Raw genomic sequence first — 13,987 nt, 5'->3', positions numbered from 1 at the left:
TACCAAAGCAAAATCCGGATATCAATCCGGCTTTTCGTTGTTATAAATGCGGGTAACCTCATCGGTTGTCAACACCTTGTTATAGTAACGTATATCATCCAGCGAGCCTTTAAAGAACGAACCTCCGTAAAAATAATTGGGGTTGCTGCTATCAGTAAAGTTAAACTTGTCTTTAGGCAATTGCTGACCGATAACCAGGTTGGTAGGAGAGGCAAGCTTAGCCAATGTGCCCGAAAGGCTTTCGTTTTTTACCTGCACACCATCTACATAAAAAGTAATTGCGCCGTTGCCAAATGTTACCACGGCATGGTGCCATTGCCCCACGGTCATTTTGCCGGGATTGCTATCCCGGTCGTAAGTGGCGGTGGTGGCTTTCATGGTTAGGAATAAGAAATTATCGGTTTGTAACTGAAATTTAAAGCCGTTCCAACGGTTAAGAGATAGCATGTAGTTATCACCAAATGATTCTTTAGGATTAACCCATAAACTTATGCTGATCACCTCAGGATTAAGCGAGGCCGTGTATGGGACTTCAATATAAGCGCCATTGGTAAATTCGTATGCATTACCTGCTTGCCCAAAGCGGTCGTTAACTAAAACAGGGAGCGTGCCGCCATCGGTCGGACTTTTTTCGGTACCTATGATGCCGCTTTTCAAAACGCCATCATGCTTGTTAGCGGTGGCATCCAGCGCGTTGCCAGCAAACAGCCATTTGGCCACCAGGTTTTCGGCAGCAACTTCTACAATCGCGCGCTGGCTAAAGGCCGCTGAAGCACGACGTAAACTGGCAAAGGCACTGTTCACTTCCTGCTGGGTATACTCGCCATTATTTACCGTGTTGGCCATATCAATAGCTTTCTTTAGTTCGGTACGTGCTTGTTTCGGGTATTGGCCAATATTGCGGCCTTCGGGAGCTGCGGTATAAACGGCGTTCACCGAATCGGTAAGGCGTTTTAACTCGGTTTTATTGGAGTTCACATCCCGCTCATTATTATCCTTACTGCACGATGAAATAGCTATGGTGCCGGCCAACAACAGGGCGGTGTATGTAAAGTAATTCGTTTTATATTTTCTAAAATTCATAGGTCAATTCATTTCTTAATTACAATGCCGGGTTGGTATTACGCTCGGTTTGCGGAATAGGGAAGAACCTGTTGCGTGTATAATTAAAGTTTGGCGCTCCGGGTAATAATGACGCTTCGGCATAAACTTGTCCGTAACGCATCACGTCGAAGTAGCGTTGAAACTCCAATGCCAGCTCGCTACGGCGTTCACGCTGAATAAGGGTACGCAACTGCAACTGGTTAGTTACCGTAATGTTGGGTAGCAAACCTGCCGGTGCTGTACCGCTGTAGTTTTTACGGGCTCTTTCGCGCACTTTGTTTAACGGAACCAAAGCCGCCGAACCTTGGTTTTGCTCATTTAAGGCTTCGGCCTTTACTAATAAAATATCGGCAAAACGAATGGCTTCATAATTAAGCGCACCATCGTTTTTGGTGGTGGTTGGCACTTCGCTCAAGGGCTGTATATGTTTTTTAGACAGATAGCCGGTTGTTGACCAGGCCGCTTTAAATTCCGAATCGTAATACGGTTTGCCGGTGCGGGCTATGGTTAAATCGAGGCGCGGGTCGTTGGCCTCAAAGTTATCTACAAGGTTTTGGGTAGGATAAAATACCCCTGCACCATTCAAATCGCGCGGAGCAAACCAGTAATTTAACGAGTTGCCTTGCAATGGCTGCGCATTGCGTATATGCCACACCGAAAATATAACCTCGTTATTAGTTTTGGCCGATGCATTGAAATTATCCATAAAGTTATCGGTCAAATTATAGCCTAAACCTTCAACCTGTGTGGCGTAGTTTACGGCTTCGGTATACTTTTTCTGGAATAAGGATGCCTTGGCTAATAGTGCTAACGCAGCTCCCTTGGTAGCACGCCCGGCATCATTACCAGCCGACCATTTATCGGGCAATGCCGCGGCGGCTTCGGTTAGATCCTTTTCTATTTGGGTGTAGATCTGCGCTTGAGTACTGGCTGGCATAGCTGCATTTTGCTGTGTGGTTACATTTAAGCGCAGTGGAATGTTACCGTAAAAGTTGGTAAGGGTGAAATAGTAATAAGCACGCAAAAACTTAGCTTCACCCAAAAGCAGCTTGCGGGTATCGGCCGATGTGCCGGTGCTTTCACTGGACAGCCCATCGGTTACAATATTACAGCGCGCCTATGCCATCGTAGTAACGCGCCCATAATGATTGCACGGCACCGTTGCCCGGTAAAATGTTGTATTGGTCGATGCTGGTGTAATCGGCCTGCTCGCCGGCGTTGCCGCCTATAATTACGTCGTCGGTTGCTACATCGCCCAGCACCCAAAGTGGGTTGGCGGCAGCATCGCTAAATGTTAAAGGTATATAAGCTGCATTGATAGCCGTACGGGCGGTGGCATCGTTAGCAAATAGGTCTTCGTTAGAGTAGTAGCCGAGGGCCGGTTCTTCTAAAAACTTTTTGCAGCCTGTGGCTACAAGCAGGCCGAGCATCAGCGGAAATATATATCTGTTTTTCATTAGTTTAAAAGTTGACGTTAACACCCACGGTATAAGTTCGGGCCGATGGATAGGTACCCCAATCGATACCGACAGCGCGTACACCGTCACCGGCCGAATTGCTGTTGGTATAAAGTTCAGGGTCGAGGCCTGTGTATTTGGTAAACGTGAGCAGGTTTTGCGCACTAACATAAACCCGTAGCGACGACATTTTTAACCTCGACATCATTTTGCTGCCAAAGTTGTAGCCCAGCTGTACATTCTTTAAGCGCAGGTATGAGCCATCCTCTAAAAAGCGGGTAGACGGACGCTTGTTATTGGTTGATGATGCCGATTCCCAGGTTAAGCGTGGAAACTCATTGGTGGTACCGGGACCGGTCCAACTGCCCGTTGCCACACGCTCGGTAACGTTAAAGGCGCGGTAAAAACCTTCAATATCGGTACGGGCCTGGTTGTACAGTTTATTGCCATGCGCACCTTGGAAGAACACGCTCAGGTCGAAATTTTTAAAGTTTACGTTACCGGTAAAGCCATAAGTAAGGCTTGGAATAGGGCTGCCCGAGAATACACGGTCGCGCTCGTCAATTACGTTATCGCCGTTGGTATCTTTATATTTAACATCGCCAGGTCTAATGCCTGCCCCCTGGTAAGCATGGGTAAAAATATCCAGTTCGTTTTGGAAGATCCCTTCCATGGGTAACAAATAAAATGCTCCTATTGGCTGACCAACGTTGGTCAAAGTGGCATAGTATTCATTATCAATCCGTCCGCCTACAATAGGGGAACCAGCTAATGATTTAACTTGATTATTGAGTGTAGCTAAGTTACCCGACAGGTCTATCTTCCAGTCTTTTGATAATTGCTTGCGGTACGACACTTCCAACTCAAAACCCTTGTTTTGCACCTTGCCCGCATTAACGTACGGACTTGCGCCTGAGCCTGCACTTGGGGGCAGTGGGTTGGCAAATAATATATTACTGTTGTTACGAATAAAGTAATCGGCGGTGATTTGCAGGTCATTATTTAGGAAGGCCGCATCGATACCAAAGTTGCTTTGCGTACTGGTTTCCCAGGTAATGTTGCTGTTACCGCGCGAGGTAAGCGAGTTGCCAATTACCGACGTGCCGCCGAAAGGGTAGAAGCCCACCAGTGAGTTGAGCGAGGTATAAGCGTAATTACTGATCTCCTGGTTACCGGTTTGACCAACGCCTGCACGCAGTTTAAGCATTGATAACCATTTTACGTCTTTTAAAAAGCTCTCTTGATCTAAACGCCATCCCAACGAACCAGAGTAGAAGTTGCCATAGCGGTTGTTAGGGTTAAGGCGCGATGAACCATCACGGCGAATGGTAAAGCTGGCGAGGTATTTATCGGCATAACCATAATCAACACGACCAAAAAGGGAGAATAGTGCCCAGCGCGATTCATTTTCTCCGTTTTGCTGTACACCTATACCGTTGTCAAGGTATTGAAAATCGGGATCTTGGTTAGGGAATATGGAGCGTGAAGCCGACAGTCCATTGGTGCGGCTTTTAATGGCCTCGCTACCCGCCAGTATGGTAAAGTTATGTTTAGCTACATCGAATTTATAGGTGAGCGTGTTGGTCCAGTTATAGTCGAATTGATTAGCATTTGAGCGGGCCAAACTGCCGGGCGAGTTGATAGCCCTATCTGAACCCCAGATTTTAAAGAATTGTTTAAAATCGGTGATAACCAAATTACCGCCAATTGAGGTGCGCGCTTTCAAGCCTTTAATAATGTTGGCTTCGGCAAATACATTACCTATCATGCCATAAGCGTTGTACTTGCGGTCAAAGTTATCGGCAAAACCAACCGGATTTAACCCATCACCAAAAAACGAGGGGTTTTCGGGTAAATCCACGTAATCGCCGTTGGGTTTGTAAACAGGCGTTCCTGGTGTACGGAACAAGGCAAAACGCATTACACTTGCGCCCTGGTTGCCTGCCCCAAAACCATCGCCCGAGGTTCCTACCTGCTTGGTTTTTGAGTACGACAGGTTGATGTTAGTACCTACCGTAAATATTTTGGATAAGTTACTGTTGATACCAGTGCGCAGGTTAAGCCTGTCGTAAGCACTGTTTTTAATTAAACCGTTTTGTTTAAAGTAATTAGCCGATACAATGTAAGTACTGTTCTCGCTACCGCCGTTTATAGAGAGGTTGGTGTTGTTGATAATGGCTGGTTTCAATATCTCTTTTTGCCAGTTTACATCGGGCAGGGTAGCGGCTAATGAGGCCGGTATCTGCGCCCGGCCATCGGCCTGTGCTGCTGCGTTGTAGGCCGATACATATTGCTGGGTATTGGCCATTTTAATTAAATCGCCATGAGTTTGCACGCCGGTATATTGTTGTATGCTGAAACGCGGCGGGCCCTGGCGGCCTTTTTTAGTGGTAACCACTACCACACCGTTTGATGCCCTTGCACCGTAAATTGATGCGGCCGAGGCATCTTTAAGCACGTTAATGCTTTCAATATCGGCCGGGGCTATCTGGTTTATACCGGTGGTTGATGGTACGCCGTCTATCACATAAAGCGGGTTATTATTGTTAATGGTACCCACACCGCGTATACGCACGGCAATGCCCTCGCCCGGTGCACCGGTGGCCTGTGTTACCGATACACCTGCAGCTTTACCTTGCAATATCTGTTCAACCCCGCCTACGGGCAGGTTTTCAATATCCGAAGAGGTTACTACCGATACCGCCCCGGTGAGGTCGCGCTTGTTTTGGGTGGAGTAGCCGTTAACAATTACCTGCTTGAGGGTACGTGTTTCGGGTTGCAGGGTAATGTTAAGTTGGGCTTGGCCGTTAGCACGAACAGTTTGGGTAACATAGCCTACAAAAGTTAGCTCCAAAACACTGTTGACAGAGGCTTTTATGTTGAAGCGGCCATCGGCACCCGTTGTAGCACCCGCATTGCTGCCGCGCACGCGAATGGCAACGCCGGGTAGTGGCTGACCTTTTTCGTCTTTAACAATGCCCGAAATGTTTTGCTTGTTGGTGGTATCTTGTTTAGATACGGTGGGGGAAGATTGTTGTGTTTGGCCGGTTGGTGATACTGTTACAGGCGGTGCGATAGGTATACTATCTTTTGGGGGAGGTTTGGGTTTTGCAACCGTGTCGGGTATTTGCTGTGCCGTGACACTCGTGCCCAAAAGCATAAATAACCAAAAAACTGACTTTTTACTCTTTAAAGAAAATTGCATAGGCGGTACAGGAAGTTGTATGTGTTGGTATTGTAATACCAACCAAAAACTATATTGTTTGCCTTTTGCGAAATTTATTGTTAAAAAGTTGCTTAAAAAGTATATTTATTTCTTTTGGATGTATTTATTATTTATTGGTAATCAGTAGTTTAGACTTAAATTAATGAGCGCAATTTATATCGTACTGATAAATGTATTTTTACCTATTAATTATTCAAATAAATACCCGCTATAAGCCAACCCCTTGGCAACACTCCTGAAATTATCGCCCGAGTTTAAATTTACATGCGGGAAACGTTGGCGGAACAGGCGCTGAATACTTTTAACCTGCGAGGTGCCACCGGTCATAAAAATGGTGTCGATATTTTCGGGCTGAATGTTGTTGGTGTTCAAAAACTCGTCGAAGTAGGTGGCAATGCGGCTGATGTCTTTAGCAATTACCTGCTCATAATCGCCCAGCGGAATATCTTCCTCAATGTCAATATCCATTTCATGATAACTGAAAGCCGATCGTTCTGCCTCCGAAAGTTCTATTTTTACCCGCTCAATTGCCCTGAATACCGAGTAGCCGAGGTTATGCTCAACCAAAGTGATCAGGTTTTTAAACAAGCGGTCTTTTTTAGAGAAGTAGTAGTAATCGTCAATCTCTTTACGCACCCTTGGGCCGTTAAAAAAGTTCATTTGCTCCCACGAGCATATGTTATGAAACAGCGATTTAGGAACTGTTAATATTTTGCCTGAAGTACCTTCGTACTGCGCACTTTTACCAAAATAAGGCGTACCCTTTTCCCACATAAAGGCCGAATCTAAACTGTCGCCACCCACATAAATACCGCCGGTGGCCATCATGTCTTTTTTACGATCTTCGCTCCCTGCACGGGCGGGATCGAGTACGAGGTAGGTAAAATCGGTGGTGCCGCCACCTAAGTCGGCAACCAATACGTTTTCGCGGCGGGTTAGGGTGCGTTCGTAGGCAAACGCCGCACCAATAGGCTCAAACTGAAAGCGTACATCGGTAAAGCCCGCAAGTTCGGCAGCTTTATTAAGGCGGGTTTGGGCCAGGGTATCTTTCTGCACGTTATCATCATCAAAAAATACCGGGCGACCAATTACCGCTTTTTGAACGTCCTGGCCGGTAATTTCGTCGGCGCGTTGTTTAAGTTCTTTTAGTATGAGGGCAACCAAATCGGGCGCGGTGTAGCGTTTGTTTTGGATGCGGGTTTCGGTAAAGCTGCTGCGAGATAGTATTTGCTTAACCGATTTAATAAAGCGCCCCTTCATGCCATCGTTAAGGTAGGCCGATATGGCATCCTCACCAACAACATAGTCCTTTTCATTACCGCGTTCATGAAAAAAATATATTAATGAGGGAATGATGATAGTTTGCGTGATCTCGCCGGCTTCTTCATCAAAAATTGCCAAGGCCGAGTTGGTAGTGCCAAAATCAATGCCGTATAAATATTTATTCATTGCAGATAACGTTTAAGTAAGGACCTAAAAAGGGGTGCGAAAGTAAATAAAAGGAACGGTAACGGAAAACAAATGAGTTTACTTAAATAAACAAATAAGTATATCTACCTGTTGGGTTATCGTAATCATAACCTTTATCCAAATGAAATCTCCAATTTGTATTACCTCAAAAAAGTTCAGTTTCCTGTTCATTTCAATGTTGTTGATAACGAGCCAACTTTTTGCCCAGGTGCCACCCATTAGTCGTGGAAGCCGGGCGCTAATTCAAACTGATGTGCCTACTGACGTTGCCGCCATCAGGCAGATATATCAACAAATTAATATGCTGAAGCTTAAACCTCAACGTTTCACATATGAAAGCCCCGGTTGTGTAGAAGAGGGTGTGGTAAATTACTTTTTTAATGATAAAACCATTGTCAAGATAACCGAATCGGGATCGATAGGGGATGGAAGTTGGGTAAAAGAATATTACTATAATGACGGCAGGGTTGTATTTTGTTTAGAAAGCATTGTTGGCGGGCCCGCCATAGGCCCGGTTACTAAAACCAAATACCGGTATTATGTAAAAAATGGCCGCGTCATAAGGGAAATGGAAAATGATAAAGTTATACCTGCTGATAGTAAAGCGACAGATATTCTAAAAATCGCCGGTAAAATTTACAAAGCCTATAGCACTAAAAAGTTTGCCGAAGCAATTTGTAATTAGGAATGTAACACCAATTACATTCCCATAATTTTATAAATCTCCTGAAGAAAGCGCTCAATGTCAGCGCTTTTTTTGAGCGATATTACGGTGAGCATATTCTGTTTCCCTGCTTTATCAGGTGCATCAAAATACATGTTTACATCGGTACCAACGTATATAAAATTGTAAGTCCTGCGCAGTGTTTGTATTCCTGCAAAATTACCGAAACTGTATGTGCGGTTAAAAAATTTAAACAAGCCTGTACGTTGTATAGTCTTGTTTTCGGTATCGAAGCTGATTTTAGTAAAAGCTGCGTTGATAAACGCAAGACCTAATATGAACATGATAGCCGTAATTATTAAAGCCCCAATAATACTTTGAATTGTTGCAAACAGGATGTAAAACCCAAGACCTATAAAAATTAAGCCGAACACAATAGCACCTGCTTTTTTATTTTTAAGGGTATAGATGTTGCCTTGCTGGTTAAAGTATTTGTAAGAGGTAATTGACTCAACCAACTCGGGCGGGTTTAGCGTATCATGCAGGTCGAGAAAGCCATGAATTACAGGCACGGCTTCTTCAACAAAAGCAATGGCATTTGGGTCATCGTTTTTAGTATAACCTGAGGAAACTACAATACCTTTACCATAACGCGCATCTTTACGAAACAAACGATAGTTATAGCTTCCAGCCACATTGCTTACCGGGTTAATGCCCTGCAATTTGGCAAACGGTATATTTTTAACCGGTAAAAAGCCCATCAGCATTTTACGCATGCGGCCAACCCGACTGTCAAACTCAATATAGGTATAAGCAGATCCCCAAAAGAATATTAACATTAGCGCAAATAAAAGCACTATGGGGAGTGAACTGCCAAAGCCCGAATTTTCGTATCTAAAGTAGACAAATAAAAGGCCTGCGAAAATTATGGCCAGTATAATAGTAAATATATGGAATACACCATAAGGGTAAACCGTAACGCGGTCGGGTTCAATTTTCCAGCGGGTTTTGCTCAAGCTTTTTAGTGACATGTGGTATAATGTTGAGGTCCGATTAATCAACATTGTATTGCCGTTGTGGTTTTGGATGAATTATAATTTGTTGTCAAACATTCTTTGCTCTACGTGTTTAATGGTGAGTATTTGATCTTAATTAATATCTAAATCAACACATGTTTTTACGTTACTTTTTATTTTTATCCCTTACTTTATCAAGCTCAGTTTGCCTGGCGCAATCCAAGAAACCCGTTCAGGTTCCGGCGATTTTAAAAGGCTTTGTACCGGCCGGGTATGAAGTGCTTGATTTGACGCGTGGCGATTTAAACAAGGATGCTTACCCCGATGCCATCATGGTCCTTTATAAAAAGGGGGAAGAAAAAACTTCTGATGTGATCGATCATCCCGAAAAACGCCCATTACTAATACTTACCGGCCAGCACGACAAAAGCTACAAGCTTGCAGCCCGAAGCAATAATGCGGTTTACTGTGTAGACTGCGGTGGTATGATGGGCGACCCATTTACCGGTATAACCATCAAAAATGGCTATTTTTCGGTAGAGCATTACGGCGGGAGCGGTTGGCGGTGGACACGCATCATCACCTTTAAATATAACCCGGCCGATAAAAGCTGGTACCTTTTTAAAGATGGTGGCGATAGTTTTCATTCAGGTGAACCCGAAAAAGTAAAAACTAAAGTGAAAACCGTTAAAGATTTTGGGAAAGTTGCTTTTCAAAAGTTTGATATATATAAAGAGGAATAAGGATTTTTCACTCTTGTACTTACAGCGCTTTCGTAGCATTGTATTATTCACTCCGTCGGGAGGGTTAGGGAGGGGGTTATATATTTTTTACGTTCAGGGTCTCTCGTAGAGGACCCTGAATGTATAGGGGGGTAATATCAATTAGTCAGTGGCGCAGGGTCCTCTACGAGAGACCCTGCTAAGACGTTAGAGGATGAATCTTTATGAAGAAAATGATTAATTGGTCTTTAAAACATACTCACCTGATCGGCCGAGCCGCTGCTTTCCTGTTGATAGGCACGAACCATAGTTAACAGATCAGTGCCGTAGCGTTTCGTCTTTTCGGGGCCGATGCCTTTAATGCCGCTTAGGGCTTTAAGGGTTTCGGGGAGTTTAGCCGCAATGGCTGCCAGCGTTTGTTCGGAGAAGAGCATACTGGCCAGCACCTGTTCTTTTTTAGCCGTTTCATCGCGCCAGCTTAAAAGTGTTTCGTAAAGTTTTTCATTAGGCTTGGCGTTAAGCGCCTTTAAATAGGAGTGGGGCAAAGGCGTGGCCGACTCCCGCTGAAAGGCAATGTACTGTTCAGTACGAAAAGGCTGAACCGAAAACATATCAAGCAGCTTTATACGGGCCATGAGCCATTTGATTAAATTATCGGCTTTGCCGGCCAGTTCTTTTGATGTGCCAATGGCGCCGGTTAATTGCTGGTGCAGGCTTTCAACCGTTTTACCCAGTTTTTCATTAAAATAAACGGCAGCTTTTTGTATGCGTTCCTCATCCCATCTGGCTAATTGCCGGGGGAGTTTTTCGGCTACTGTAAAAACCTCCTGCTCTATGGCCGGCAGCAGGTATTCAAACTTTTTAAGCCTTTCGCGCAGGCCGCCAAAATTAAACAACTCGCTTAAAAGGAATATGCGATATGCTTCGCGATGCTGTACAAGCGTTTCCTCATTGGGGCGAAAGGCTTGAGCTGCTTCATTAAAGCGGCGCACGGTTGGGTCGCCGATGATGTTTTGCATGCTTACCGGACTGCGCAACACCAAACCCTCTAACGAGCGGCAGCGGCTCAAGGCCACATAAGCCTGGCCGTGGGTAAAGGCTCCGCTCACATCAATAATGGCCTTCTCGAAAGTTAAGCCCTGGCTTTTATGTATTGTAATGGCCCAGGCCAGCCGCAACGGAATTTGTGCAAAGCTGCCGGCATTGTCCTCGTTAATTTCGTCGCCATCCATCTGGTACTTTACGTTCAGCCATTCCAGTGCCTGCACGGCAATCTCAAGGCCATCGGCAGTAACAACGTGTACCGTATCCGTTTCGAGGCGCACTATGGTACCTATCTTGCCATTGTAATAACGCTTTTCGGCCGAGCTATCGTTTTTTACAAACATTACCTGGGCACTCTCCTTCAGTTTCAAGCTCATCTCGGTCGGGTAGGCGTCCTGCGGGAAATCCCCGCGTATGGTGGCTTTATATTCTACCTCTTTGCTTTGCAGCATATCTAACCGTTCGGCATTAATTTGCTGGGCAATGCGGTTATGGGTGGTAAGTGTTATGTAAGGCTCATCGGTATCTGGTACAAAATCCTCAACATATCGCTGGTTAAGTGTTTGCAGGGCTGCGGGCGATAGGGATTGGTCGCGCATGCCGTTAAGTATGTCCACAAAAACAGGGTCGCTTTGGCGATACACCTTATCCAGCTCAATGCGCACATAGGGCGTTTGCTGCAATACCCGGCTGCTGAAAAAGTACGGCGTTTGGTAATAAGGACGTAGCAGCGTCCATTCATCATCCCTGATAATGGGGCTGAGCTGAGCTAAATCGCCGATAAGCAAAAGTTGTACTCCTCCAAAAGCAAAACCATTGCCACGTATGGAGCGCAGTATCGAATCAATTTTATCGAGCACATCGGGGCGCACCATACTAATCTCATCAATAATCAGCAGTTCGAGACTTTGGAGCAGTTCTCGCTTTTCGGCATTGTAAGTAAGCTCGGGGCCATCGGTGCCGGGGAGCAGGGGGCCAAAAGATAACTGAAACAACGAGTGAATAGTCATTCCCCCGGCATTAATGGCCGCAACGCCCGTTGGAGCCACGATTACCATTTTTTTTGTAGACTTATTGCGAATGGCCCTCAAGAAGGTTGTTTTACCGGTTCCGGCTTTGCCGGTTAAAAACACAAGCGTATTAGTAGTATTAATATAGGCCTGCGCCAGTTCAACCAAGGGGTTCTCCATCGGGGTAAAGGTAACACATTATGAAATTTGGACGGGCTAAGTGGGTTATTTAATATGAAGATATACCTTACAGGCAAGTGCAGGTAGGCCGGTATATTAAAATTCCCTAAAAATACATATCTTAGCCAATTAGCTGGGGATGTTGATCTGTGTGCTGCGAATAATTAATTAAACTTTTTGTAAAAACCTCTTATTGTGTTGGTTTGGAAGCCGGGCATGAACACATAATTACTTTACTGAAACAGGGAGATACCCAAGCCTTCGGGTTGGTTTACGACCAGTATAGTTCGCCGTTGCTGGCCAAAATACTCCGTATGGTAAAAGATACCGATTCTGCAGAGGAGCTTTTACAGGATGTTTTTTTAAAAGTTTGGAACAACCGCGAAAGAATAGACCCTTCTCAATCCTTCAAATCGTGGATATATGCCATTGCCATCAATGTGGTATATGATTATTACCGGAAGTTATCCCGCGACGCCCGTTTACAACAGGAATTGATCAATCATTTTGCCGAAATCTATAATTCGGACAGTGATGATGAGCTGATTTTTGAAAAAAGGCGCGAAATATTAGATAAAGCACTCGCGCAATTGCCTCCTCAGCGTCTTGCGGTGTTTAGATTGTGTCGTTTAGAAGGTAAAAGCTATCAGGAAGCTGCCGAAGAGCTCGGAATAAGTTCCTCAACCGTAAGTAATCATCTTGTTCAGGCTACAAAAACTGTAAAAGAATTTATTTTTAATTCAAAATCATTGCTTTTGTTGATAATTAGCTGGGTTTTTAATGGGTGATTTAAAATTTGTTTGAATTTTTTTAAAAAATCTTGCAGTTGAATAGTGTGTTTTAGAATATGGTGCGTATTAGCAAGTGATTTATGAATAAAGACGAACAAATATTTGTCATCTACCAAAGGTTTCTGCAAAACTCGGCCACCAAAGAAGAGCTGCACAAGCTGTTTCAATATTTGGACAAGAGTAGCGAGCAGGAGCTAAAGCAATTACTTGCCGAGGCCCTGGGGCAGCCAGAGATAGATGTAGAAGCCGATGCTAATTTTGCTTTACTGCAAAACGTGCGCGCCAAAATTATGCACGAAGCCGAAAGCGAAATGGCAACCGTTATTACGCTGCAACCCCGCAAACGCAAGGCCTGGTACTATGCCGCAGCCAGTGTTGCTTTGGTATTAAGCATTGGCGGGCTTTTACTCCTCAATAAAAAACAAACTACACAACATACAACTGATTTGCAACCGGGCGGCAATATGGCCATGCTTTCGGTTGGCGGTAATGATACCCTTAACCTGCAAACTTCAAATTTGGGCGGGTTTATTAAAAAAACAGCAGGTGTAAATATTGCTAAAACCAGCAACGGTACAATAACCTACACGGCTTACGGTACAGATACATTAGCACTTAGCCAAATAAATACTTTAATTACCCCACGCGGCGGTCAATACCATGTGCGCCTGAGCGATGGCACCGAAGTACTGCTCAATTCCGAATCGAAACTGGAGTTTCCGGTTGGTTTTACCGGTAATGAGCGTAAGGTTACTTTAACCGGAGAGGCCTACTTTGAGGTTGCTAAGAATAAACAAAAACCATTCATCGTAACAACTGCCGGTCAGGATGTACAGGTGCTGGGTACCAAATTCAACATCAGCAACTTTGCCGAAGATGGCGGACCTGTGACCACATTAACCGAGGGCAGTGTTAAAGTAAGCAGCCATAACCAAACGGCAATTTTAAAACCCGGACAACAAAGTCGGGCTAAGGTGGCGGGCATAACCGTAACCGATGTGGATGCCGATACCTACAGTGCCTGGAAAAACGGCGAGTTTGTATTTGAAAATGAATCGTTAGATGTTATCATGCATAAATTATCGAGGTGGTATAACTTCGAAACAGATTATAGCAAGCTTCCCCAAAAAAGCTTGTACATGAAGATCAGCAGGCAGGTTAACCTATCTGAAGTGCTTGGCATGATCACCACCACCAGCGGCATTAAGTTCAGGATCGACGAAAGGAGGGTTTCGGTTATGTAGCGTTCCTGCACTAAAATTCAACTTTTACTCTCCTTACACTATTAACTACCCTAAATATT

The 13,987-nt window shown here is 44.7% G+C and carries 11 protein-coding genes; 4 read left to right on the top strand and 7 right to left on the bottom strand.

The genetic code is table 11. The features are described 5' to 3' along the window. Positions 1-21: 21 nt before the first annotated feature. The 5 genes from QE417_RS05125 to QE417_RS05105 form a co-directional block, all read right to left on the bottom strand. A complete protein-coding gene (locus QE417_RS05125) occupies positions 22-1,083 on the bottom strand; it encodes a LamG domain-containing protein (protein WP_311947978.1) in 1,062 nt (353 codons plus the stop codon). 19 nt (positions 1,084-1,102) lie between these two features. Continuing rightward, entirely contained in the window at positions 1,103-2,194 is a 1,092-nt protein-coding gene (locus tag QE417_RS05120; protein ID WP_311954595.1) for a RagB/SusD family nutrient uptake outer membrane protein, read from the bottom strand. Positions 2,195-2,210: 16 nt separating this feature from the next. Next, on the bottom strand, positions 2,211-2,561 hold the full coding sequence (locus QE417_RS05115) for a hypothetical protein (protein ID WP_311947976.1): 351 nt from the start codon (positions 2,559-2,561) through the stop codon (positions 2,211-2,213). A 4-nt stretch (positions 2,562-2,565) separates the two neighbouring features. Next, a complete protein-coding gene (locus tag QE417_RS05110; RefSeq protein ID WP_311947974.1) occupies positions 2,566-5,766 on the bottom strand; it encodes a SusC/RagA family TonB-linked outer membrane protein in 3,201 nt (1,066 codons plus the stop codon). 210 nt (positions 5,767-5,976) lie between these two features. Further along, positions 5,977-7,236: an Hsp70 family protein gene (locus QE417_RS05105; RefSeq protein WP_311947973.1), complete on the bottom strand. Its 1,260-nt coding sequence runs from the start codon at positions 7,234-7,236 to the stop codon at positions 5,977-5,979. Positions 7,237-7,378: 142 nt separating this feature from the next. On the opposite strand from QE417_RS05105, the gene QE417_RS05100 reads away from it, so the two are divergent. Then, positions 7,379-7,942, top strand: a complete 564-nt coding sequence (locus QE417_RS05100; RefSeq protein WP_311947972.1) for a hypothetical protein — start codon at positions 7,379-7,381, stop codon at positions 7,940-7,942. Between the two features lie 14 nt (positions 7,943-7,956). On the opposite strand, the gene QE417_RS05095 is transcribed toward QE417_RS05100, so the two are convergent. Beyond that, positions 7,957-8,952 carry a hypothetical protein gene (locus QE417_RS05095; RefSeq protein ID WP_311947969.1) on the bottom strand — a complete coding sequence of 332 codons (996 nt, stop codon included), beginning with the start codon at positions 8,950-8,952 and terminating at the stop codon, positions 7,957-7,959. Positions 8,953-9,092: 140 nt separating this feature from the next. Between QE417_RS05095 and QE417_RS05090 the strand changes: the two genes are divergently transcribed. Beyond that, entirely contained in the window at positions 9,093-9,680 is a 588-nt protein-coding gene (locus QE417_RS05090) for a hypothetical protein (protein ID WP_311947968.1), read from the top strand. A 227-nt stretch (positions 9,681-9,907) separates the two neighbouring features. Here the strand turns inward: QE417_RS05090 and QE417_RS05085 are convergent, their stop codons facing one another. After that, positions 9,908-11,893, bottom strand: coding sequence for an HRDC domain-containing protein (locus QE417_RS05085; protein ID WP_311947967.1), 1,986 nt, complete (start codon positions 11,891-11,893; stop codon positions 9,908-9,910). 203 nt (positions 11,894-12,096) lie between these two features. On the opposite strand from QE417_RS05085, the gene QE417_RS05080 reads away from it, so the two are divergent. Both QE417_RS05080 and QE417_RS05075 read left to right on the top strand, forming a co-directional pair. Next, positions 12,097-12,681, top strand: coding sequence for an RNA polymerase sigma factor (locus tag QE417_RS05080; RefSeq protein ID WP_311947966.1), 585 nt, complete (start codon positions 12,097-12,099; stop codon positions 12,679-12,681). 83 nt (positions 12,682-12,764) lie between these two features. After that, positions 12,765-13,928 (top strand): FecR family protein, encoded by a 1,164-nt coding sequence (locus QE417_RS05075; RefSeq protein WP_311947963.1) that lies wholly within the window; start codon positions 12,765-12,767, stop codon positions 13,926-13,928. Positions 13,929-13,987 lie beyond the last annotated feature (59 nt).

Origin of the sequence: Mucilaginibacter terrae, assembly GCF_031951985.1 — a bacterium.
Taxonomy (GTDB): domain Bacteria; phylum Bacteroidota; class Bacteroidia; order Sphingobacteriales; family Sphingobacteriaceae; genus Mucilaginibacter; species Mucilaginibacter terrae_A.
This window is presented reverse-complemented; position numbering and strand designations above follow the sequence as displayed.

Excerpts from the sequence above, each read along its gene's own strand:
- QE417_RS05125 (WP_311947978.1), bottom strand. The coding sequence starts at position 1,083 with ATGAATTTTAGAAAATATAAAACGAATTACTTTACATACACCGCCCTG.
- QE417_RS05115 (WP_311947976.1), bottom strand. The coding sequence starts at position 2,561 with ATGAAAAACAGATATATATTTCCGCTGATGCTCGGCCTGCTTGTAGCC.
- QE417_RS05110 (WP_311947974.1), bottom strand. The coding sequence starts at position 5,766 with ATGCAATTTTCTTTAAAGAGTAAAAAGTCAGTTTTTTGGTTATTTATG.
- QE417_RS05105 (WP_311947973.1), bottom strand. The coding sequence starts at position 7,236 with ATGAATAAATATTTATACGGCATTGATTTTGGCACTACCAACTCGGCC.
- QE417_RS05100 (WP_311947972.1), top strand. The coding sequence starts at position 7,379 with ATGAAATCTCCAATTTGTATTACCTCAAAAAAGTTCAGTTTCCTGTTC.
- QE417_RS05095 (WP_311947969.1), bottom strand. The coding sequence starts at position 8,952 with ATGTCACTAAAAAGCTTGAGCAAAACCCGCTGGAAAATTGAACCCGAC.
- QE417_RS05090 (WP_311947968.1), top strand. The coding sequence starts at position 9,093 with ATGTTTTTACGTTACTTTTTATTTTTATCCCTTACTTTATCAAGCTCA.
- QE417_RS05085 (WP_311947967.1), bottom strand. The coding sequence starts at position 11,893 with ATGGAGAACCCCTTGGTTGAACTGGCGCAGGCCTATATTAATACTACT.
- QE417_RS05075 (WP_311947963.1), top strand. The coding sequence starts at position 12,765 with ATGAATAAAGACGAACAAATATTTGTCATCTACCAAAGGTTTCTGCAA.